The following is a 16,109-nucleotide window of genomic DNA, read 5'->3' on the forward strand; positions in this document are numbered from 1 at the left end:
CTTCACATGGAAAGCAATCTTAATCATATTTTTGAACTCCAGTATGCGCTGGATACCTTCTACTTCCTTATCTGCGGTGCCCTGGTCATGTGGATGGCCGCAGGTTTCTCGATGCTCGAAGCGGGTCTGGTGCGTGCCAAGAACACCACCGAGATCCTGACCAAAAACGTGGCACTGTTTGCCATATCCTGCATCATGTACCTGGTGTGCGGTTACGCCATCATGTACGGCGGCAACATCTTCCTTTCCGGAATCGCTGACATCGATACTACCGCTGTTCTGGGCGACTTCGCCGGCCGAGAAGACGGCTTCGGGGGTGGATCCATCTACTCCGGCGCCTCTGATTTCTTCTTCCAGGTTGTATTCGTCGCCACCGCCATGTCCATCGTCTCCGGTGCCGTGGCTGAGCGCATGAAGCTCTGGGCCTTCCTGATCTTCGCCGTGCTCATGACCGGCTTCATCTACCCGATGGAAGGCGCCTGGACTTGGGGCGGTGCGTCCGTATTCGGTATGTATAGCCTTGGCGACCTCGGCTTCAGCGACTTTGCCGGCTCCGGTATCGTTCACATGGCCGGTGCAGCCGCGGCTCTGGCAGGCGTTCTTCTGCTGGGGGCCCGTAAAGGCAAATACGGCCCGAACGGTGAAATCCGCGCCTTTCCGGGTGCCAACATGCCGCTTGCAACTCTCGGTACCTTCATCCTGTGGATGGGCTGGTTTGGCTTTAACGGTGGCTCGGTCCTGAAACTGGGCGATATCGCCAGCGCCAACTCCGTGGCCATGGTGTTCCTGAACACTAACACCGCCGCAGCCGGTGGTGCGATTGCCGCCTTGATCACTGCCCGCCTGATGTTCGGCAAGGCCGACCTGACCATGCTGCTGAACGGTGCCCTGGCTGGGCTGGTGGTTATCACTGCTGAGCCGTCCACTCCGAGCGCCCTTACTGCGACCCTGTTTGGTGGTTTCGGTGGCGTATTGGTCGTACTGAGCATCGTCACCATGGACAAACTGCGGATCGACGACCCGGTCGGTGCGATCTCGGTACATGGCGTGTGTGGCCTGCTTGGCCTGCTGCTGGTACCCGTCACCAACGGCGATGTAAGCTTCATCGGCCAGATCATCGGTGCTATCACCATCTTCGTCTGGGTATTCGTTGCCAGCCTGGTTGTCTGGGGCGTCCTCAAGGCGGTTATGGGTATTCGGGTGACCGAGGAGGAAGAGTACGAAGGTGTGGATCTGTCCGAGTGTGGTATGGAAGCCTATCCGGAGTTTGTCAGCAGCAAGTAATATCCGCTGACACTGGATTGAAAGAGGGGCGCCTTCGGGAGCCCCTTTTTTGGTTCTGAAGTTATCGGCTTCGGAGTTTGCCGGAGGTGGGAGGGAGCCTTTCCGGGATACGCTGTGAATACGTCCCTGTACGCTCGACAAAACATCCATGTTTTTGACGATCCCGGAAAGGGCCCCACCCACCTCCTCCGCCAGCTCTGTGTTGGTCCTCGTAGGTCGGATTAGGCGAAGCCGTAATCCGACATCTCCACTCCCGGCTAACTCCTACCTTTCGCTCGACATAACCTCATCCTCCAACGCATCCACCATAAACTGCGGCATCGCCAACGCCCCCCGGTGAATATCAGCGTTGTAATAACGAGTCACAAACGGCCGCTGATCCGCATCTTCCTCGCGGAAGTACACAACGGGCTTTTCCTTCCCGGCCATGGTGCAGCTCCACCACCCGGTGGGATAAACTGGTTGCGGAAATGGCAGCGTGCGTACGTGGTCGAAGCCGGCCTTTTTCATGTCGTCGTGGATGGTCTTGATGATGGTGTTGGTGTGCAGCAACGGTGATTCGCTTTGCTGGACGATGATGCCGCCGTCGCGCAGGGCGATCATGCAGTCGCGGTAGAAGTCCAGGGCGAACAGGCCCTCGGCGGGGCCGACCGGGTCGGTGCTGTCGATGATGATGACGTCGAGGCTTTCCGGCACTGCGTCGCGTATCCACTGGATGCCGTCGCCGAAGAAGAAGTTGGCGCGGGGGTCGGTGTTGGATTCGCACAGTTCGGGAAAGTACTGTTCCGAGAGGCGGGTGACGCGTTCGTCGATTTCCACCTGCCAGGCTTCTTCCACGCCCGGGTGTTTGAGGACTTCTTTCAGGGTGCCGCAGTCACCACCACCGACGATGACCACTTTTTTCGGGTTCTTGTGGGTGAACAGGGCCGGGTGGGTCATCATTTCGTGATAGAGGAAGTTGTCCCGGGTGGTCAGCATCACGCAGCCATCAAGCACCATCAGGTTGCCGAAGGTTTCGGTTTCCCAGATTTCCAGTTTCTGGAAGTCGGTTTGTTCTTCGTGCAGCTTTTTCTTCACCTGAAGGGAAAATGCGGTTCCCTGATCCTGGAATACCTCTGTAAACCAGCCTTCGTTCAGTGCAGTCATGTCGTGTCTCCGGATTTACTGATTGAGCCTGTTCGTATTGAAGGTATTGTAGGTGGGGAGTCCCGACACCTAAAGGACTATCATCGCGTCAGTCCATGGTTTTTACGGCACGGTTCTTTTAGCGGGCCGATGGAATCCATACAATGACCGCCATAGACCGGCACAGTGCCGGCGCAAGATTCAGTACAGGACAGCGCCATGAATGAACCAACCGGCAGTACCGCCCACAAGGTGTACAACATCGCCCACTGGAGTGATGGCTATATCGATGTGAATGCCCGCGGGGAGGTACTGATCCGTCCGGACCGTGGCCACAGTGGTGAGGACATCAATCTGCCGGACCTGACCCGGTCACTGGTCAGCGAAGGGATTCAATTGCCAGTGCTGATCCGTTTTACCGATATCCTCCATGACCGGGTCAACACACTTTGCGGTGCTTTCAACAAGGTCGCCCGGGAACACGGCTACCAGGGCGGCTATACCGCGGTCTATCCCATCAAGGTCAACCAGCAGCGGCGGGTGGTTGAGGAACTGCTGTGCGCGGAGCCAGCAGCCAGCGGCAATCAGATTGGGCTGGAAGCGGGTAGCAAACCGGAGTTGATGGCGGTTCTGGCGCTTTCGAATCAACAGGGGTCGGTGATCGTCTGTAACGGCTACAAGGACCGGGAATACATCCGCCTGGCGCTGATCGGGCAGAAACTGAGGCACCGCGTGTTTATCGTGGTGGAGAAACAGTCCGAGCTGCCGCTGATCCTGGAGGAAGCCCGACGGCTTGGGGTCACCCCATTGGTCGGTGTTCGTGCACGGCTGGCCACCATCGGCAAGGGTAACTGGCAGAATACCGGTGGCGAGAAGTCGAAATTCGGCCTGTCCGCCAGCCAGGTGCTGGATGTGGTTGAAACCCTGCGCGGCGCCGGGGCCCTGGAATCCCTGCAGCTGCTGCATTTCCATTTGGGCTCACAGATTGCCAATATCCGTGACATCCAGACCGGGCTACGGGAATGCGCCCGCTTCTACAGCGAATTGCGCCACATGGGTGCACCGGTGGGCACGGTGGATATCGGCGGCGGTCTCGGTGTGGATTACGAAGGCACCCGTTCACGCAGTAGCTGCTCCATGAACTACAGCGTGCATGAATACGCTTACAACGTGGTGCACATTCTACAGTCGGAATGCGACCGGGCAGGCATCCCCCACCCCAGCCTGATCAGTGAATCCGGCCGGGCACTGACGGCCCATCATTCGGTGCTGGTCACCAATGTGATCGACAGGGAGGTGCCCGACAAGCGCCAGCCGGAGCAGCCAGTCAGCGATGCGCCCGCGCCGCTCCAGGATCTGTGGCGGGACCTGGAAAGCCTGCGGGACGAGGCTTCACGCCGTTCACTGGCCGAGATCTACCACGACGTGCTCCATGCCATGGCGGATGTTCACACCCAGTTCGCCCACGGCTTGCTGTCGCTGGCAGACCGGGCGCGGGCGGAAACCCTGTACACGACCTGTTGCCGTGCCCTCAGGGACCAGTTGAATTCCGCCAACCGCGCGCATCGGGAGATCATTGACGAGCTCAACGAGAAACTGGCGGAAAAGCTGTTCGTAAACTTTTCGCTGTTCCAGTCGCTGCCGGATGTGTGGGGCATCGACCAGATTTTCCCGATTATGCCGATCAATGGGCTGAATCGCCCCCTGAACCGGCGTGCGGTTATCCAGGACATTACCTGCGACTCCGACGGCCGGATTGATCGCTACGTGGATGGCCAGGGCATCGAGACCACGTTCCCCCTGCCGGAAGATACGCCGGAGGAACCCATGCTGATGGGCTTTTTCATGACCGGCGCCTACCAGGAAATACTCGGCGACATGCACAACCTGTTCGGCGACACCCATTCGGTGGATGTACGACGCAATCCGGGCGGCGGCCATACAGTCAGTGAACCGATCCACGGCGATACCGTGGCCAAGGTACTGCAATACGTGAACTTTGAACCCGCCGCCCTGCTGCGGGCCTACCAGCAGAAGTTTGCCGCCAGCGGCCTGCCGGACGAAGAACAGATCAGCCTGCTGGAAGAGCTTGGCAGTGGTCTGGAAGGCTACACCTACCTGGAAGAGTGATCCGGCTGTCGGCCCGCCCCGTACATCTCGTGACTGACAAACCCGGGGCGAGTGCATAGAATGACGAATAGAACAATTTTAAATCATGCGACAGTCAAGGAGCATCCGGTGACCACTCTGGATCAGAAACCGGCTCGGGCCGAGGGCCGCAAGGATCCCTGGAGCCAGATGCTGGAGAAAGTGGGAAAGCACCAGGATCGCCAGGCCTATCATGCCCTGTTCGAGCATTTTGGCCCGCAAATAAAGTACTACGCCATGGCAAATGGCCTGGCAAGTCATGCGGAGGAACTGGTCCAGGAAGTGTTCGTATCCATCTGGCGCCGCTCCTGCCTCTACGACTGGCGCAAAGCTGCCGCTTCCACCTGGATTTTCACCATCGCCCGTAACCAGCGCATTGACATGCTTCGCAAGATGAGACGCACGAGCGCAGAGATGCCGGTCGAGACCGAAGACTTGTGGCAGATTCCCGGGGAGAACGACGACGAGCCGGTCACATCGCTGCACCGCCTGATGTCGGAGCGCCGGGTGCGGGAGTCCCTCAGCCAGCTCCCGGAAGAACAGATTACGGTCATTGCCAAGGTTTATATGGAAAGCAAGTCACACCAGATGGTGGCCGACGAGCTCAATATACCGTTAGGTACCGTAAAAAGTCGGGTTCGCCTGGCACTGAACAAACTGAAAGTGATTTTGCAGGACCAGAACGTATGACACGGCATCACCCGGACACACTATCCCTGATGGAATTCAGTGCGGGCAACCTCAGCGAGCCCCACGCACTGTGCATTCGTCTCCATCTGGACCAGTGCCCCCATTGTCGCAGCCGCGTGGATACGCTCGACAGCCTGGGCGCCGTGATGATGGAAAACCAACCCCATGTGGGTGTTTCGTCGGATATGTTTGACGCCATCCTGTCACGCATTGACAGCGAGCCGGACATGACCGAGAAGTACATAAGCACCCAGGCCAAACGCATGAGCCCCTTGCAGAAGCTGTTGGGCGATGACCTCAACGCCCTGCCCTGGAAACGTCAGTTGGGCGACGTCAGTGTGCTGGACATCAGCGACAGGTTCCCTGGCCAGAACGAACAGGTTGTGCTGCAGAAGCTGGCAGCCGGCGGCAAGGCACCGGCCCATACTCACCGTGGCGACGAAACCACCATTGTGCTCCAGGGTGCGTTTTCGGATCACAAGGGCGTGTTTAACCAGTGGGACTTTGTGGTTCTGAACCAGGAAGACGAGCACAAGCCGGTGGCCGTTGGCTGCGAAGACTGCATTACCCTCTCCATACTGAGCGCGCCGGTCAAACTCACTGGCACATTCACCCGGTTACTGAACCCCTTCATACGCTGAGGCGGTATGCCTGTCTTTTAGCAAAGTGAGAGCTTGGCCGGAAATGACCGGTCATTGTCAGTTTGTGACCTTCCGGACGACACGTTAATAGACGATACTGATCACGTTGATTAGTGTCTCTGAACTAGTCCGGCCCAATCCCCCGTCGGGTTGGGCACTTGCTTACAGGCCACGCTCTTGCGTGGCCTTTTTTATGCCTGACAGGCACCTTCCATCGTTACTGTATCCGCCCACTTATTAGAGACAGCCAGCAGGGCTGGGGTACAATTGTGGCTTTTCTCCGGAGATGCAGCATGACGGGTGACGATTTCCATTTCCGCTTCGGCGGTATCGAGCGACTCTATGGCCGCAGGGCCCTGGAGCGCTTCCGTCATGCCCACATCGCCATCGTCGGGCTGGGGGGCGTTGGTTCCTGGGCCGCCGAGGCCCTGGCCCGCTCCGGCATCGGTGCACTGACACTGATCGATATGGACGACATCTGCGTTTCCAACACCAACCGCCAGCTCCATGCCCTGGCCGGCCAATACGGCCGTACCAAGACCGATGCCATGGCGGAGCGCCTACGTGCAATCAACCCGGAAGCCGATATCCAGGTCCACTTCGGGTTTCTGAATACCAAGAATGTCAGTGAACTGATCACCCAGGAAATGTCAGGCGTGATCGACGCCATCGACAGCGTCAAAGCCAAGGCCGCACTGATAGCCCATTGCCAGCGCCGGAAGATCCCACTGGTATGTGCCGGCGGCGCGGGCGGTCAGATGGACCCCACGCAAATCCGCGTCAGTGACCTGAGCAAGACCACACAGGATCCATTACTGGCCAAGGTTCGTAACCTGTTGCGTCGGGAGTACGGCTTTTCACGCAACCCCAAGCGCCGCTTCGGGATCGAAGCCGTGTACTCCCTGGAACAGCTCACGTATCCTGCAGGGGACGGTGAGGTCTGCCTACAGAAGCCAGCCACCGAGGGCCCGGTCCGCCTGGATTGCGCTTCCGGGTTCGGCGCCGCCAGCCCCGTCACCGCCAGTTTTGGCTTCTTTGCGTCGGCCCGGCTCCTGGCCCGGATTGCACGCAAGGCCGAGTCGGATCACGCGGCAGACTCCCCTTCCGGATCACAGAACTAAACCCATTATTCAACGGAACTGACCCCATTATGACCGTCAGCACTGTTTTTCTTCTTGCCTGCATCGGTGTGCTCTCCCTGTTTTGCCAATGGCTCGCCTGGCGGGTTCGCATGCCCGCCATTCTATTCCTGCTGGCGGGTGGCATTGCGGCAGGCCCAATGCTCGGTTTCCTGGACCCCGAAGCGGTATTCGGGGACCTGCTGTTCCCGGTGATTTCCCTGGCCGTCGCCATCATCCTGTTCGAGGGCAGCCTGACGCTCCGTTATGACGAAATCCGGGGCCACGGCAAGATGGTGCGCAACCTGATTCCCGTTGGCTCCATTGTCACCTGCTTTATCGGCACCCTGTCCGCCCGATGGCTCCTGGATGTGTCCTGGGAGGTCGCGCTGTTGTTCGGCGCCATATCCATCGTCACCGGCCCTACAGTGATAGCTCCCCTTCTGCGATCCGTCCGGCCGGATGCAAAACTCGCCAACATCCTGCGCTGGGAGGGCATTATCATTGACCCGGTGGGGGCTCTTCTGGCGGTTCTGGTATTCGAGGGCATTGTGTCCTGGGGCCAGGGCAACGTGTTCGGCCACTCCATGTACATCTTCGGAAAAACCCTGGCGGTGGGCTTTCTTATTGGGGCGGTGGCCGGCTGGCTCAATGGCATTGCGCTGCGCAAGCACCTGCTACCCCAATACCTGCATAATGCCGGCACCCTGACGTTCATGCTCGGGGTCTATGCCCTGTCGAACGAGATGGCCCATGAGTCCGGCCTGCTGACGGTTACCGTTATGGGCATCTGGATGGCCAACATGAAACAGGTCCCCATCGACAGCATCCTGGAATTCAAGGAATCCCTGAGCGTGCTGCTGATCTCCGCCCTGTTCATCATCCTGGCTGCGCGGGTGGAATTCGAAGCCATTGCCCAACTGGGTTGGGGGCTGGTGGCGGTGCTGGCGCTACTGATACTGGTTGCACGCCCTGTAAGCATCTTCCTGTCTGCGCTCGGTACCAGCCTCAACTGGCGTGACAAGCTGTTCCTGAGCTGGATTGCCCCCAGGGGCATCGTTGCCGCTGCGGTATCCGCCCTGTTCGCGTTCCAGTTGCAGAAACTGGGTTACGAGAGTGCTGGCGCCCTGGTACCACTGGTGTTCATGTTGATTATTGCCACCGTCACCCTGCAGAGCCTCACGGCCCGGCCGCTGGCCAGGCTGCTCAAGGTGGCAGAGCCGGCGGAATACGGCTTCCTCATCCTCGGCGCCAACCCGGTGGCACGGATGATTGGCCTGGCACTGAAAAAGCTGGAAGTACCGGTCACCCTGGCGGATACCAACTGGGAGAACGTCAAACAGGCAAGGATGGACAATCTGCAGGTGTATTTTGGCAACCCGGTGTCCGAGCACGCGTCCACCCACCTCGACCTGACAGGCATTGGCAACCTGCTGGTCATTTCGCCCTACAAGCATATGAATTCACTGGCGACTTACCACTTCCTGGACTGGTTCGGAAAAGACGCCGTTCTGACGCTGGCCGAAGGCGACCAGGACCAGAAAGCCAGGCACCAGACCGCCGAGAAAATCCAGCTGACAAGGGGGCTGTTCGAAGGCGTGAGTTATGCCAAGCTCGCGAGCCTGGCCAGCCAGGGGTATACGGTGAAAACCACCCAGCTCAGCGATGAGTTTACGTTCAAAGACTTCCTGGATAAGTACGACCGTCAGGCCATGGTGCTGTTCGTGCTGGATAACCGCGAACGCATCATGCCGGTGAAGAGCATGGAGAATATCAGGCCCGAAAAAGACTGGACCCTGGTCAGCCTGGTACCTCCCCAGGCCAGGAAAGAGCGCAAGGAACGGGACACCGGCGAAGCACCGGAGCCCGCCCCTAATTGACGGTATCAGCGGGTACGGCAGTCAAGCACCAGCTTGCCCCTGACGTGCCCGCCCTCCAGCAATCGATGGGCATCCGCCACCTGATCCAGCGGGAAGGCCTTGTCGATGTGCACCCGCACGTCGCCGTCCTCAATCAACTCGGCGATCTCATCAAGATGAAAGATATCCGGGCGGACGGTCATGCCATGGGCCCTTAGCCCCAGGGATTCAGCCGCAGTAATGATTTCATCCGCCGTCACGGTGGGAATGGTCACCAGTACACCATGCTCACTCAGGGTATGCAGCGAGCGTTTACCGGCTTCGCCGCCCACCAGGTCCAGCACCACATCAAGGCCATAGCATTCATCCACCACATCTGTGGTGTGGTAATCAATCACCTCGTGGACACCGAAGGCGGCCAGGAAATCACGGTTGCTCGCAGAGGCGGTGGCGATGACATGGGCACCGCGCTCCAGCGCGAACTGCACCGCGAAATGGCCTACCCCACCGGCGCCGGCATGGATCAGCACTTTCTGGCCGGCTTCCAGTTCTGCCACCTCAAACAGCGCCTGCCAGGCAGTCAGAGCGGCCAGGGGCATGGCGCCCGCCGTTACCAGGTCCAGCTCCTCCGGCACAATGGCCAGTTCGTCGGCACGAGCCACGGCATATTCGGAATAACCGCCGCCCACGGCCGGGAAACCCACCATCCCCATGACCCGGTCACCCGGTGCCAACGTGGTCACGTCACTGCCTATGGCAATCACTTCGCCAGCGGCGTCGTATCCCGGTGTCCACGGCAGATGATCTTCAATCTGCCGGGCAGCAAAGCCCAGGCCCTTACGGGTTTTCCAGTCGATGGGATTCAGCCCGGCTCCGGCCACCCGGAACAGCACTTCCTCTGCGCCTGGTTCGGGGATGGCGGAGGATTCAATCCGGAGTACGTCGGTATCGCCAAAGCGGTCATAGACCACGTGGCGCATGGCGTTGCCAGCATTCGGATCAACGGTGTTTTCCATGAGGTTCTCCAGACAGCTTCAGGGACAGAACAGGATCATTTGTTCAGACTAGCAGAAACTTCAAAGTGTGGTATCAAAGCCGCGCCCGCCCGGGACCATGGCACTGCCAAGAATCTCCGCGTATTCCGCAGGCATCCGTGAGGGGCGCTGGCTCTTCATGTTGACACAGGCATGGGTGGACACTGCCCGCACCAGAGTCTTGCCGTCCGACTCCCGCACTAGCTGGAACTGGCGGGCCGAGCGGAAACGGCCGTCAAACCCGGTCAGCCAGGTGCCCAGCACCAGGCGGTCACCAGCGTTGGCAGAGGCCATGTAGTCAATTTCCGTGCGGGTAATGGCCATGGCCTTGCCGGTTTGTTCATGCAGTTCCCAGGTCATCCCCAGGCTGTCGATATGCTGCCAGCTTATTTCCTCCAGCCAGCGCACGTACACCACGTTGTTGGCGTGGCCCAGCCTGTCGGTATCCTCTTCACGCACGTCAATGGTCATGGTGAACGGCTCGGGGAGATCCCAGTTCACCGGATTGCTGTCAGTCATCGTTGTTGTCTCCCAGCCCCGGAATGGCCGACAAGGCTAACCGGCCGATGCGGTCGTTGTGAAGTGAACCAAAGTAGAGGTAACCCTGGTGGGGATTGACCGAGGTAATCTCCTGCAAATGGGTGCCGCGGGTGTCATGGAGGCTGGTAATCACCTCACCCTGTTCGTCCATTGCCACCACCAGGCCATACTCCTGGGGTGTTGGCAGGAAATAGCCCGGCAGTTTGGCCAGCAGGTCTTTAAGCCAGGGCTGCTGATGCAGGGCGTCAACACGGGGATTCCTGAGGGTGGGGAACGCCACCCAGTAGCGGCCCTCGTGGTCGACAGCGAGGTTGTCGGGAAACCCGGGCAGGTTGTCGGCGAACACCTCGGCCTGGCCGGGGCTGCGGCCGCCAATCCAGTACTTGAGGATGCGGTATTTCCAGGTTTCGTTGACCAGTAGGTATTCGCCGTCAGGCGACACTGCCACGCCATTGGCGAAATGCAGGTTGCTCAGCAACACCTCGGTCCTGCGGGTTTGCGGATCGTACCGCAACAGGCGGCCGTGGGGTCGCATTTCAAGCAGATCCAGCATGTAATCAGGCTGACGGAAGCGGGAGCTGGCATCGGTAAAATAGATCCGGCCATCGGGGGCAATATCCACATCGTCGGTAAAGCGGAAAGGCAGGCCCTCGGCCTCCCGGGTCAACAGGGTTACGGTTTTATCCGGGGCGATGGACAGCAGCCCTTTCCAGGCATCCGCGACAATGAGGTTGCCGTGGCGGTCAAACACCATACCCAGGGGCCGGCCTCCGGTTTCCAGCCATTTCTCCACCCGGCCATCCGGCCAGACCCGGACAATCCAGCCGTCCTGGGTGCCGGTGTAGAGCACGCCGTTTTCATCCACGGTGGTGTCTTCCGGGCCGTAAACTTCTCCCCTGGCCAGCAGGTCAGCCAATCTCAGGCGCTCGTTGGGGGCCAGTTCACCAGTCAACGGCTGGGGCGAGGGAGCTTTCCAGGCCTGGCTGTTGATGGGCGATGGCGACAACAAAAAGCTGCCCAGTACCAAAAACCCGATCAGCAAAGCTCCCAGAAGCCACTTCATAGACGATGCCTGTTCCTGTCAGATGCAATTCCGTAACCTTATCAGACACCCGCCAGCGGCAAAACGGGCAACCACGCCGGCAAGCCGGTCACAAGGGCCTAATCCGCAAGGAAGCGACGGCACAATGCTGCAAAGCTGTCGGGCTTCTCGGCATGCAACCAGTGCCCCGTGCCGGTGATAATTCTCAGATCCGCGCTGGGAAAGAGCCGACGAATCTCGTCGCGGTGTTTCTCCTGGATGTAGGCGGAATCGGCACCCTTGATGAACAGCACCGGGCCTTCAAACGGCCCATCACCCTCCGGCGCCCGGGCCAGCCCGGGATAGCTCTGCTCGATAACCGGCAGGTTCAGCCGCCAGCGATAAAGCCCCGGGTGGTCATTTCGTTCATCCTCCCCTACACGCACCAGATTTTTCAGCAGGAACTGCCTGACGCCCGGCTCCTCAACATAGTCCGCCAGTACCCTGTCTGCATCCTGTCGCGAGCGGATCGAGCCCAGGTCCACCGAGGTCAGTCCCTCCAGCACGGCATCATGGCGGGGCTGATAGGTCACCGGCGCGATATCCGCCACAATAATCCGCTCAACCCGCTCCGGGGCCCGGAGAGCCACCTGCATCGCGGTCTTGCCGCCCATGGAGTGGCCGAGAATGGCTGCCTTGTCCAGCCCACGGGCGTCCATATAGGCCAGTACATCGTCGGCCATGGCGGGGTAGTCCATGGTATCAGTATGGGGGGAACTGCCGTGGTTGCGCTGGTCCAGGGCATGGATCTGCCACTGCTCCTGCAGCCGACGGCTGATACCGCCCAGATTCTCCAGCGAGCCAAACAGGCCATGCAGCAGGATCAGTGGCGGACCGTCGCCGGTAATACGGTGGTTGAGATCAACACTCATGGACTGGGCCTCCTGGAATCCCCGGTTATGGTACCGGGTTGACTGTCTGTTGCCGATCAGCCGACTACATTACCATCGATCGGTGCAGGCACAAGGGGGCAACAGGCTTACACAACCGGCCGGGCAGATGTTACAGGCAAAAAAAAGCCGGGGTTTCCCCCCGGCAACAGGTCATAAACCTTGGCTGTACCCGGTTCAGCAGTAGTACATGCTGTTCAGGTATTCCGCGAGAGCGGCAATGTTACGGCGCTCAAGTTCACTGTGGGGAACGAAAATTTCCAATTCCATGAAAACACCTCCTGATTCCTGACGTGCGGATGAGAATCCTCAATGACTTAATGCTATCGTTGTTAGTACGACCAACCGTTGACACGCTGTCCCACAGGTTTGACATTTTGTACCAGCACGAATGAATTCCTGTTAACCATCGAATAAAGGTGACCGTGAACGCACCACAGGCAGACGCCACCACATCGCCCCTGGTTGCAGCCTCAAGCACGCTGGCCCTGGTGCACTACCTGGACCGTCAAGGGGTGCTGGACCTTCCCACCGTGGAGCAGATCACCGGGTTCAGCCGGGATGAACTGACCGACCCGGACCTGCGCATTCCAGCCGACCGTCACTATCGCCTGTGGGAGCACGCAGAAAAGGTTACTGGGGACCCGGGCGTGGGCCTCCATGCCGGTCAGGTGGTTGACCCGGACCGAATGGGGCTGGTGGGCCATGTATTCTTCAATTGCGACACCCTGGGCGAGGCCGTTACCCAGTACGTTCGCCTGCACCGGCTGATCAACGAATCGGTGATCCTGAGTTTTGAACAGTCCGGTGAGCAAGCCATCCTGACCTGGCAGGCGGATTCACCCGGGCACTATTGCCGCCAGGATATGGACCGCACACTGGCGGCGGCCCTGTGCCGCGCACGTCACTTCATCCACCCCGCCATCGAGGCCGAATGGGCCGAGATTGCCCACTCGAAACCGTCCTACGCCGCCGAGTACAAACGACTGCTGGGCGGCCCGGTCTATTTTGGTTGCGGCACCACTCGCCTGGCGTTCAGCAGCCGCCACCTAAGCCATCCGATCCCCCATCGCAACCCCTACGTCTATTCCGCGGTGCTGAAACAGGTCAATGCGGTACTGGCCCGCCTGCAAAGCCGGCGCACCTTTGGCCGCAAGATCCGACGGCTGATTTCCCGCCAGATGTCCACCAATCGCATTGACGCTGACACTCTCGCAAAGCAATGCCACATGAGCCGCCAGACCCTGTACCGGCGGCTCAAGAAGGAGGGGCTGGGGTTTCACGAACTGGTGGAAGAAGTCCGCAAGGACAAGGCCCTGCGCTATGTGGCATCGGACCATTACGCGCTTGGGGAGATCGCCTTCCTGCTGGGGTTCTCTGAACTCAGCGCCTTCAGTCGGGCTTTCAAACGCTGGACCGGGATGGCGCCGGCCCAGTATCGTGCCCGCCACCTGTCCAGCGAAACAGGAGAACCGTCGGAATGAGTATCCCAGACATACCCTGGCTTGCCATGGTTATTGCCCTGTTCTACCTGGCGTCTGCGGCCTGCATCTATCGGATACTGATGACCTATCGCATGGCCCAGGGGGCCATCGCGTGGATACTGGCCCTGATCGGCCTGCCCTATCTTGCCGTTCCCATGTTCCTGCTGTTCGGTCGCAACCGGTTCGGAGGCTATATCAAGGCACGGCGAATGGGCGACGCCGCACTCACCGACCTGCTCAACCGCTTTGAACAACAGACAGCCGCGATCAGCGACAGCCCTCACCAGCATTTCCGCGACGAGCTCCAGGTACTCTGCAAGCTGGGCCGGCAGCCGTTCACAACCGGCAACCAGTGCGACCTGCTGAAGGACGGCGAAGCAACCTTCGAAGCCCTGTTCGATGCCATGGAAAATGCCCGACACTACATCCTCCTCGAGTTCTACATCGTCCGCTCCGACAAGGTGGGCCGGCGCATCAAGTCGATCCTGAAACGCAAACTGGCACAGGGCGTTGAGGTCTGGTTTCTCTATGACGATATCGGCAGTGTCTGGTTGCCCCGAAAATACCTCCGGGAACTGGCAGCTGCCGGGGCAAACGTTGCCTCTTTCGGGGATGGCAATTTTCGCCGCATGCGGTTGCAGGTCAATTTCCGCAACCACCGCAAGCTGCTGGTCTGTGACGGTGAGGTGGGGTTCGTCGGCGGTATCAACCTTGGTGACGAATATCTCGGGACGGCCATGGACGAGGAACCCTGGCGCGACAGCCACTGCCGCATTACCGGCCCGGCGGTTACCGGCCTGCAACTGGCCTGGCTTGAAGACTGGAACTGGGCCAGCGAGGATTTCCCGACTCTTAACTGGACTCCGGCCAGGTCAGCTCAGGGTGATCAGGAAGTCCTCATCCTCCCCACCGGGCCGGCGGACACCTATGAAACCTGCACGCTGTTCTTCCTGAACTGCATCAACAACGCCCGCACGCGGATCTGGATTGCCTCACCCTATTTCGTGCCCGACGTCCAGATCATGAACGCGCTGCAGTTGGCAGCGCTGCGAGGCGTGGATGTACGGATTATTATCCCGGAGAAGTCCGACAGCCGATTGATCCGGCTTGCCGCCTACTCCTACCTGGTTCAGGCGTGCCGCGCCGGCATCGGCATCTATCGTTACCAGCCGGGGTTCATGCACCAGAAAGTGGTACTGGTGGACGACCGGTACGCTGCGATTGGCACCGCCAACCTGGATAACCGATCCATGCGACTGAACTTCGAAATCACCGCCATCTGCACAGCCAGTGAGTTTGTGGAGGGTATTGAGCATTTGCTGGAACAGGATCTGATCACCAGCCGCCTGATGACCGAACGGGATTACCGGGACCGCTCGATTCCCTTCCGCCTGGCCTGCCGCACCGCCCGGTTGCTGGGCCCGCTGCTCTGAAACAGGCCGCCAGGTTTCCGTGTGCCCATTTTCCATACGGGAATAATGTGAGAGTATTCCAGAACCACCGAGCCAGCACGCTGTAACGAAGCAGGACCATGACCACATTCAAGCCCCGCGAAACCCTGACCGAGCAGGTCGCCCGACACATCGAAAACCTCATTGCCTTTGGCCAGCTTCGCTCCGGCGAGCGCATCTATGAGGGCGCCATGGCAAAGCAGATGGACGTCAGCCATGGTTCGATTCGCGAAGGGTTATTGTTGCTGGAAAAGCGCCACCTGGTGCAGAACGTACCCCGCAAAGGCGCGTTCGTTACACCGCTGGATGAGTATTTTGTACGCAGCCTTTACGAGGTACTGCAACTATACCTGACCCACACCGGGCGCAAGCTGGTGCGACAGTGGGAGGCCGCCGACATGGACAGGCTTGAATCCCTGTACCAGCGCATGAAAGCCTGCCATGACAACAATGACCTGCTGGCGTTCCTGGAACTGGGCATTGAGTATACCCAGGCGTCGCTGGCCTATGCCGACAACTATTTCATCGTATCCGCCATCGAGGACCTGTGGCCGTCGGCAAAACGCTGTGCCTTTGTGGCCTTCCAGCGCGGTGGCAATCGCGTGCTTGAAGACAACCTGGCCCATGTGCGGGAATCCATCAGTGCCATCAAGGAACGCGACGAAGAGCGTCTGGCGAGGATTCTGGCAGGGTACGCCGAACAGCAGTGCCAACAGGTTCTGGAAGCTATCCAAAACGCCTCTGCCTCTGCGTAAACCCGCCGA

General features: G+C 59.5%; 14 protein-coding genes. 9 read left to right on the top strand and 5 right to left on the bottom strand.

Annotation, left to right across the window (positions count from 1 at the left end):
* The first annotated feature begins 6 nt into the window (after positions 1-6).
* Positions 7-1,284: an ammonium transporter gene (locus tag NLU14_RS06925; protein WP_275705475.1), complete on the top strand. Its 1,278-nt coding sequence runs from the start codon at positions 7-9 to the stop codon at positions 1,282-1,284.
* Positions 1,285-1,548: 264 nt separating this feature from the next.
* On the opposite strand, the gene speE is transcribed toward NLU14_RS06925, so the two are convergent.
* A complete protein-coding gene (gene speE, locus NLU14_RS06930) occupies positions 1,549-2,430 on the bottom strand; it encodes a polyamine aminopropyltransferase (RefSeq protein WP_275705476.1) in 882 nt (293 codons plus the stop codon).
* Positions 2,431-2,628: 198 nt separating this feature from the next.
* Between speE and speA the strand changes: the two genes are divergently transcribed.
* The 5 genes from speA (at position 2,629) to NLU14_RS06955 (ending at position 8,886) form a co-directional block, all read left to right on the top strand.
* Positions 2,629-4,539 carry a biosynthetic arginine decarboxylase gene (speA, locus tag NLU14_RS06935; RefSeq protein WP_275705477.1) on the top strand — a complete coding sequence of 637 codons (1,911 nt, stop codon included), beginning with the start codon at positions 2,629-2,631 and terminating at the stop codon, positions 4,537-4,539.
* A 108-nt stretch (positions 4,540-4,647) separates the two neighbouring features.
* Complete coding sequence (locus tag NLU14_RS06940) at positions 4,648-5,247, top strand: sigma-70 family RNA polymerase sigma factor (RefSeq protein ID WP_275705478.1); 600 nt, start codon at positions 4,648-4,650, stop codon at positions 5,245-5,247.
* A complete protein-coding gene (locus NLU14_RS06945; protein ID WP_275705479.1) occupies positions 5,244-5,888 on the top strand; it encodes a ChrR family anti-sigma-E factor in 645 nt (214 codons plus the stop codon). Before NLU14_RS06940 ends, NLU14_RS06945 begins: the two co-directional genes overlap by 4 nt.
* Positions 5,889-6,181: 293 nt before the next feature.
* On the top strand, positions 6,182-7,009 hold the full coding sequence (gene tcdA / locus NLU14_RS06950) for a tRNA cyclic N6-threonylcarbamoyladenosine(37) synthase TcdA (RefSeq protein WP_275705480.1): 828 nt from the start codon (positions 6,182-6,184) through the stop codon (positions 7,007-7,009).
* 29 nt (positions 7,010-7,038) lie between these two features.
* On the top strand, positions 7,039-8,886 hold the full coding sequence (locus NLU14_RS06955; protein ID WP_275705481.1) for a cation:proton antiporter: 1,848 nt from the start codon (positions 7,039-7,041) through the stop codon (positions 8,884-8,886).
* 5 nt (positions 8,887-8,891) lie between these two features.
* Here the strand turns inward: NLU14_RS06955 and NLU14_RS06960 are convergent, their stop codons facing one another.
* From NLU14_RS06960 to NLU14_RS06975, 4 genes are all read right to left on the bottom strand, one after another.
* Positions 8,892-9,881 (bottom strand): NADP-dependent oxidoreductase, encoded by a 990-nt coding sequence (locus NLU14_RS06960; protein ID WP_275705482.1) that lies wholly within the window; start codon positions 9,879-9,881, stop codon positions 8,892-8,894.
* A 60-nt stretch (positions 9,882-9,941) separates the two neighbouring features.
* Positions 9,942-10,418 carry an acyl-CoA thioesterase gene (locus NLU14_RS06965; protein WP_275705483.1) on the bottom strand — a complete coding sequence of 159 codons (477 nt, stop codon included), beginning with the start codon at positions 10,416-10,418 and terminating at the stop codon, positions 9,942-9,944.
* Positions 10,411-11,502, bottom strand: coding sequence for an SMP-30/gluconolactonase/LRE family protein (locus NLU14_RS06970; RefSeq protein WP_275705484.1), 1,092 nt, complete (start codon positions 11,500-11,502; stop codon positions 10,411-10,413). Before NLU14_RS06970 ends, NLU14_RS06965 begins: the two co-directional genes overlap by 8 nt.
* A 98-nt stretch (positions 11,503-11,600) precedes the next feature.
* Complete coding sequence (locus NLU14_RS06975; protein ID WP_275705485.1) at positions 11,601-12,392, bottom strand: alpha/beta fold hydrolase; 792 nt, start codon at positions 12,390-12,392, stop codon at positions 11,601-11,603.
* 437 nt (positions 12,393-12,829) lie between these two features.
* Between NLU14_RS06975 and NLU14_RS06980 the strand changes: the two genes are divergently transcribed.
* The 3 genes from NLU14_RS06980 (at position 12,830) to NLU14_RS06990 (ending at position 16,100) form a co-directional block, all read left to right on the top strand.
* Entirely contained in the window at positions 12,830-13,894 is a 1,065-nt protein-coding gene (locus NLU14_RS06980; protein WP_420845042.1) for an AraC family transcriptional regulator, read from the top strand.
* The gene (gene cls, locus NLU14_RS06985; RefSeq protein ID WP_420845043.1) at positions 13,891-15,327 is read left to right on the top strand and encodes a cardiolipin synthase; all 1,437 of its coding nucleotides are present in this window, start codon (positions 13,891-13,893) and stop codon (positions 15,325-15,327) included. Before NLU14_RS06980 ends, cls begins: the two co-directional genes overlap by 4 nt.
* Positions 15,328-15,425: 98 nt before the next feature.
* Complete coding sequence (locus NLU14_RS06990; protein WP_275705487.1) at positions 15,426-16,100, top strand: GntR family transcriptional regulator; 675 nt, start codon at positions 15,426-15,428, stop codon at positions 16,098-16,100.
* Positions 16,101-16,109 lie beyond the last annotated feature (9 nt).

Source organism: Marinobacter iranensis (assembly GCF_029207565.1).
Lineage (GTDB): Bacteria > Pseudomonadota > Gammaproteobacteria > Pseudomonadales > Oleiphilaceae > Marinobacter > Marinobacter iranensis.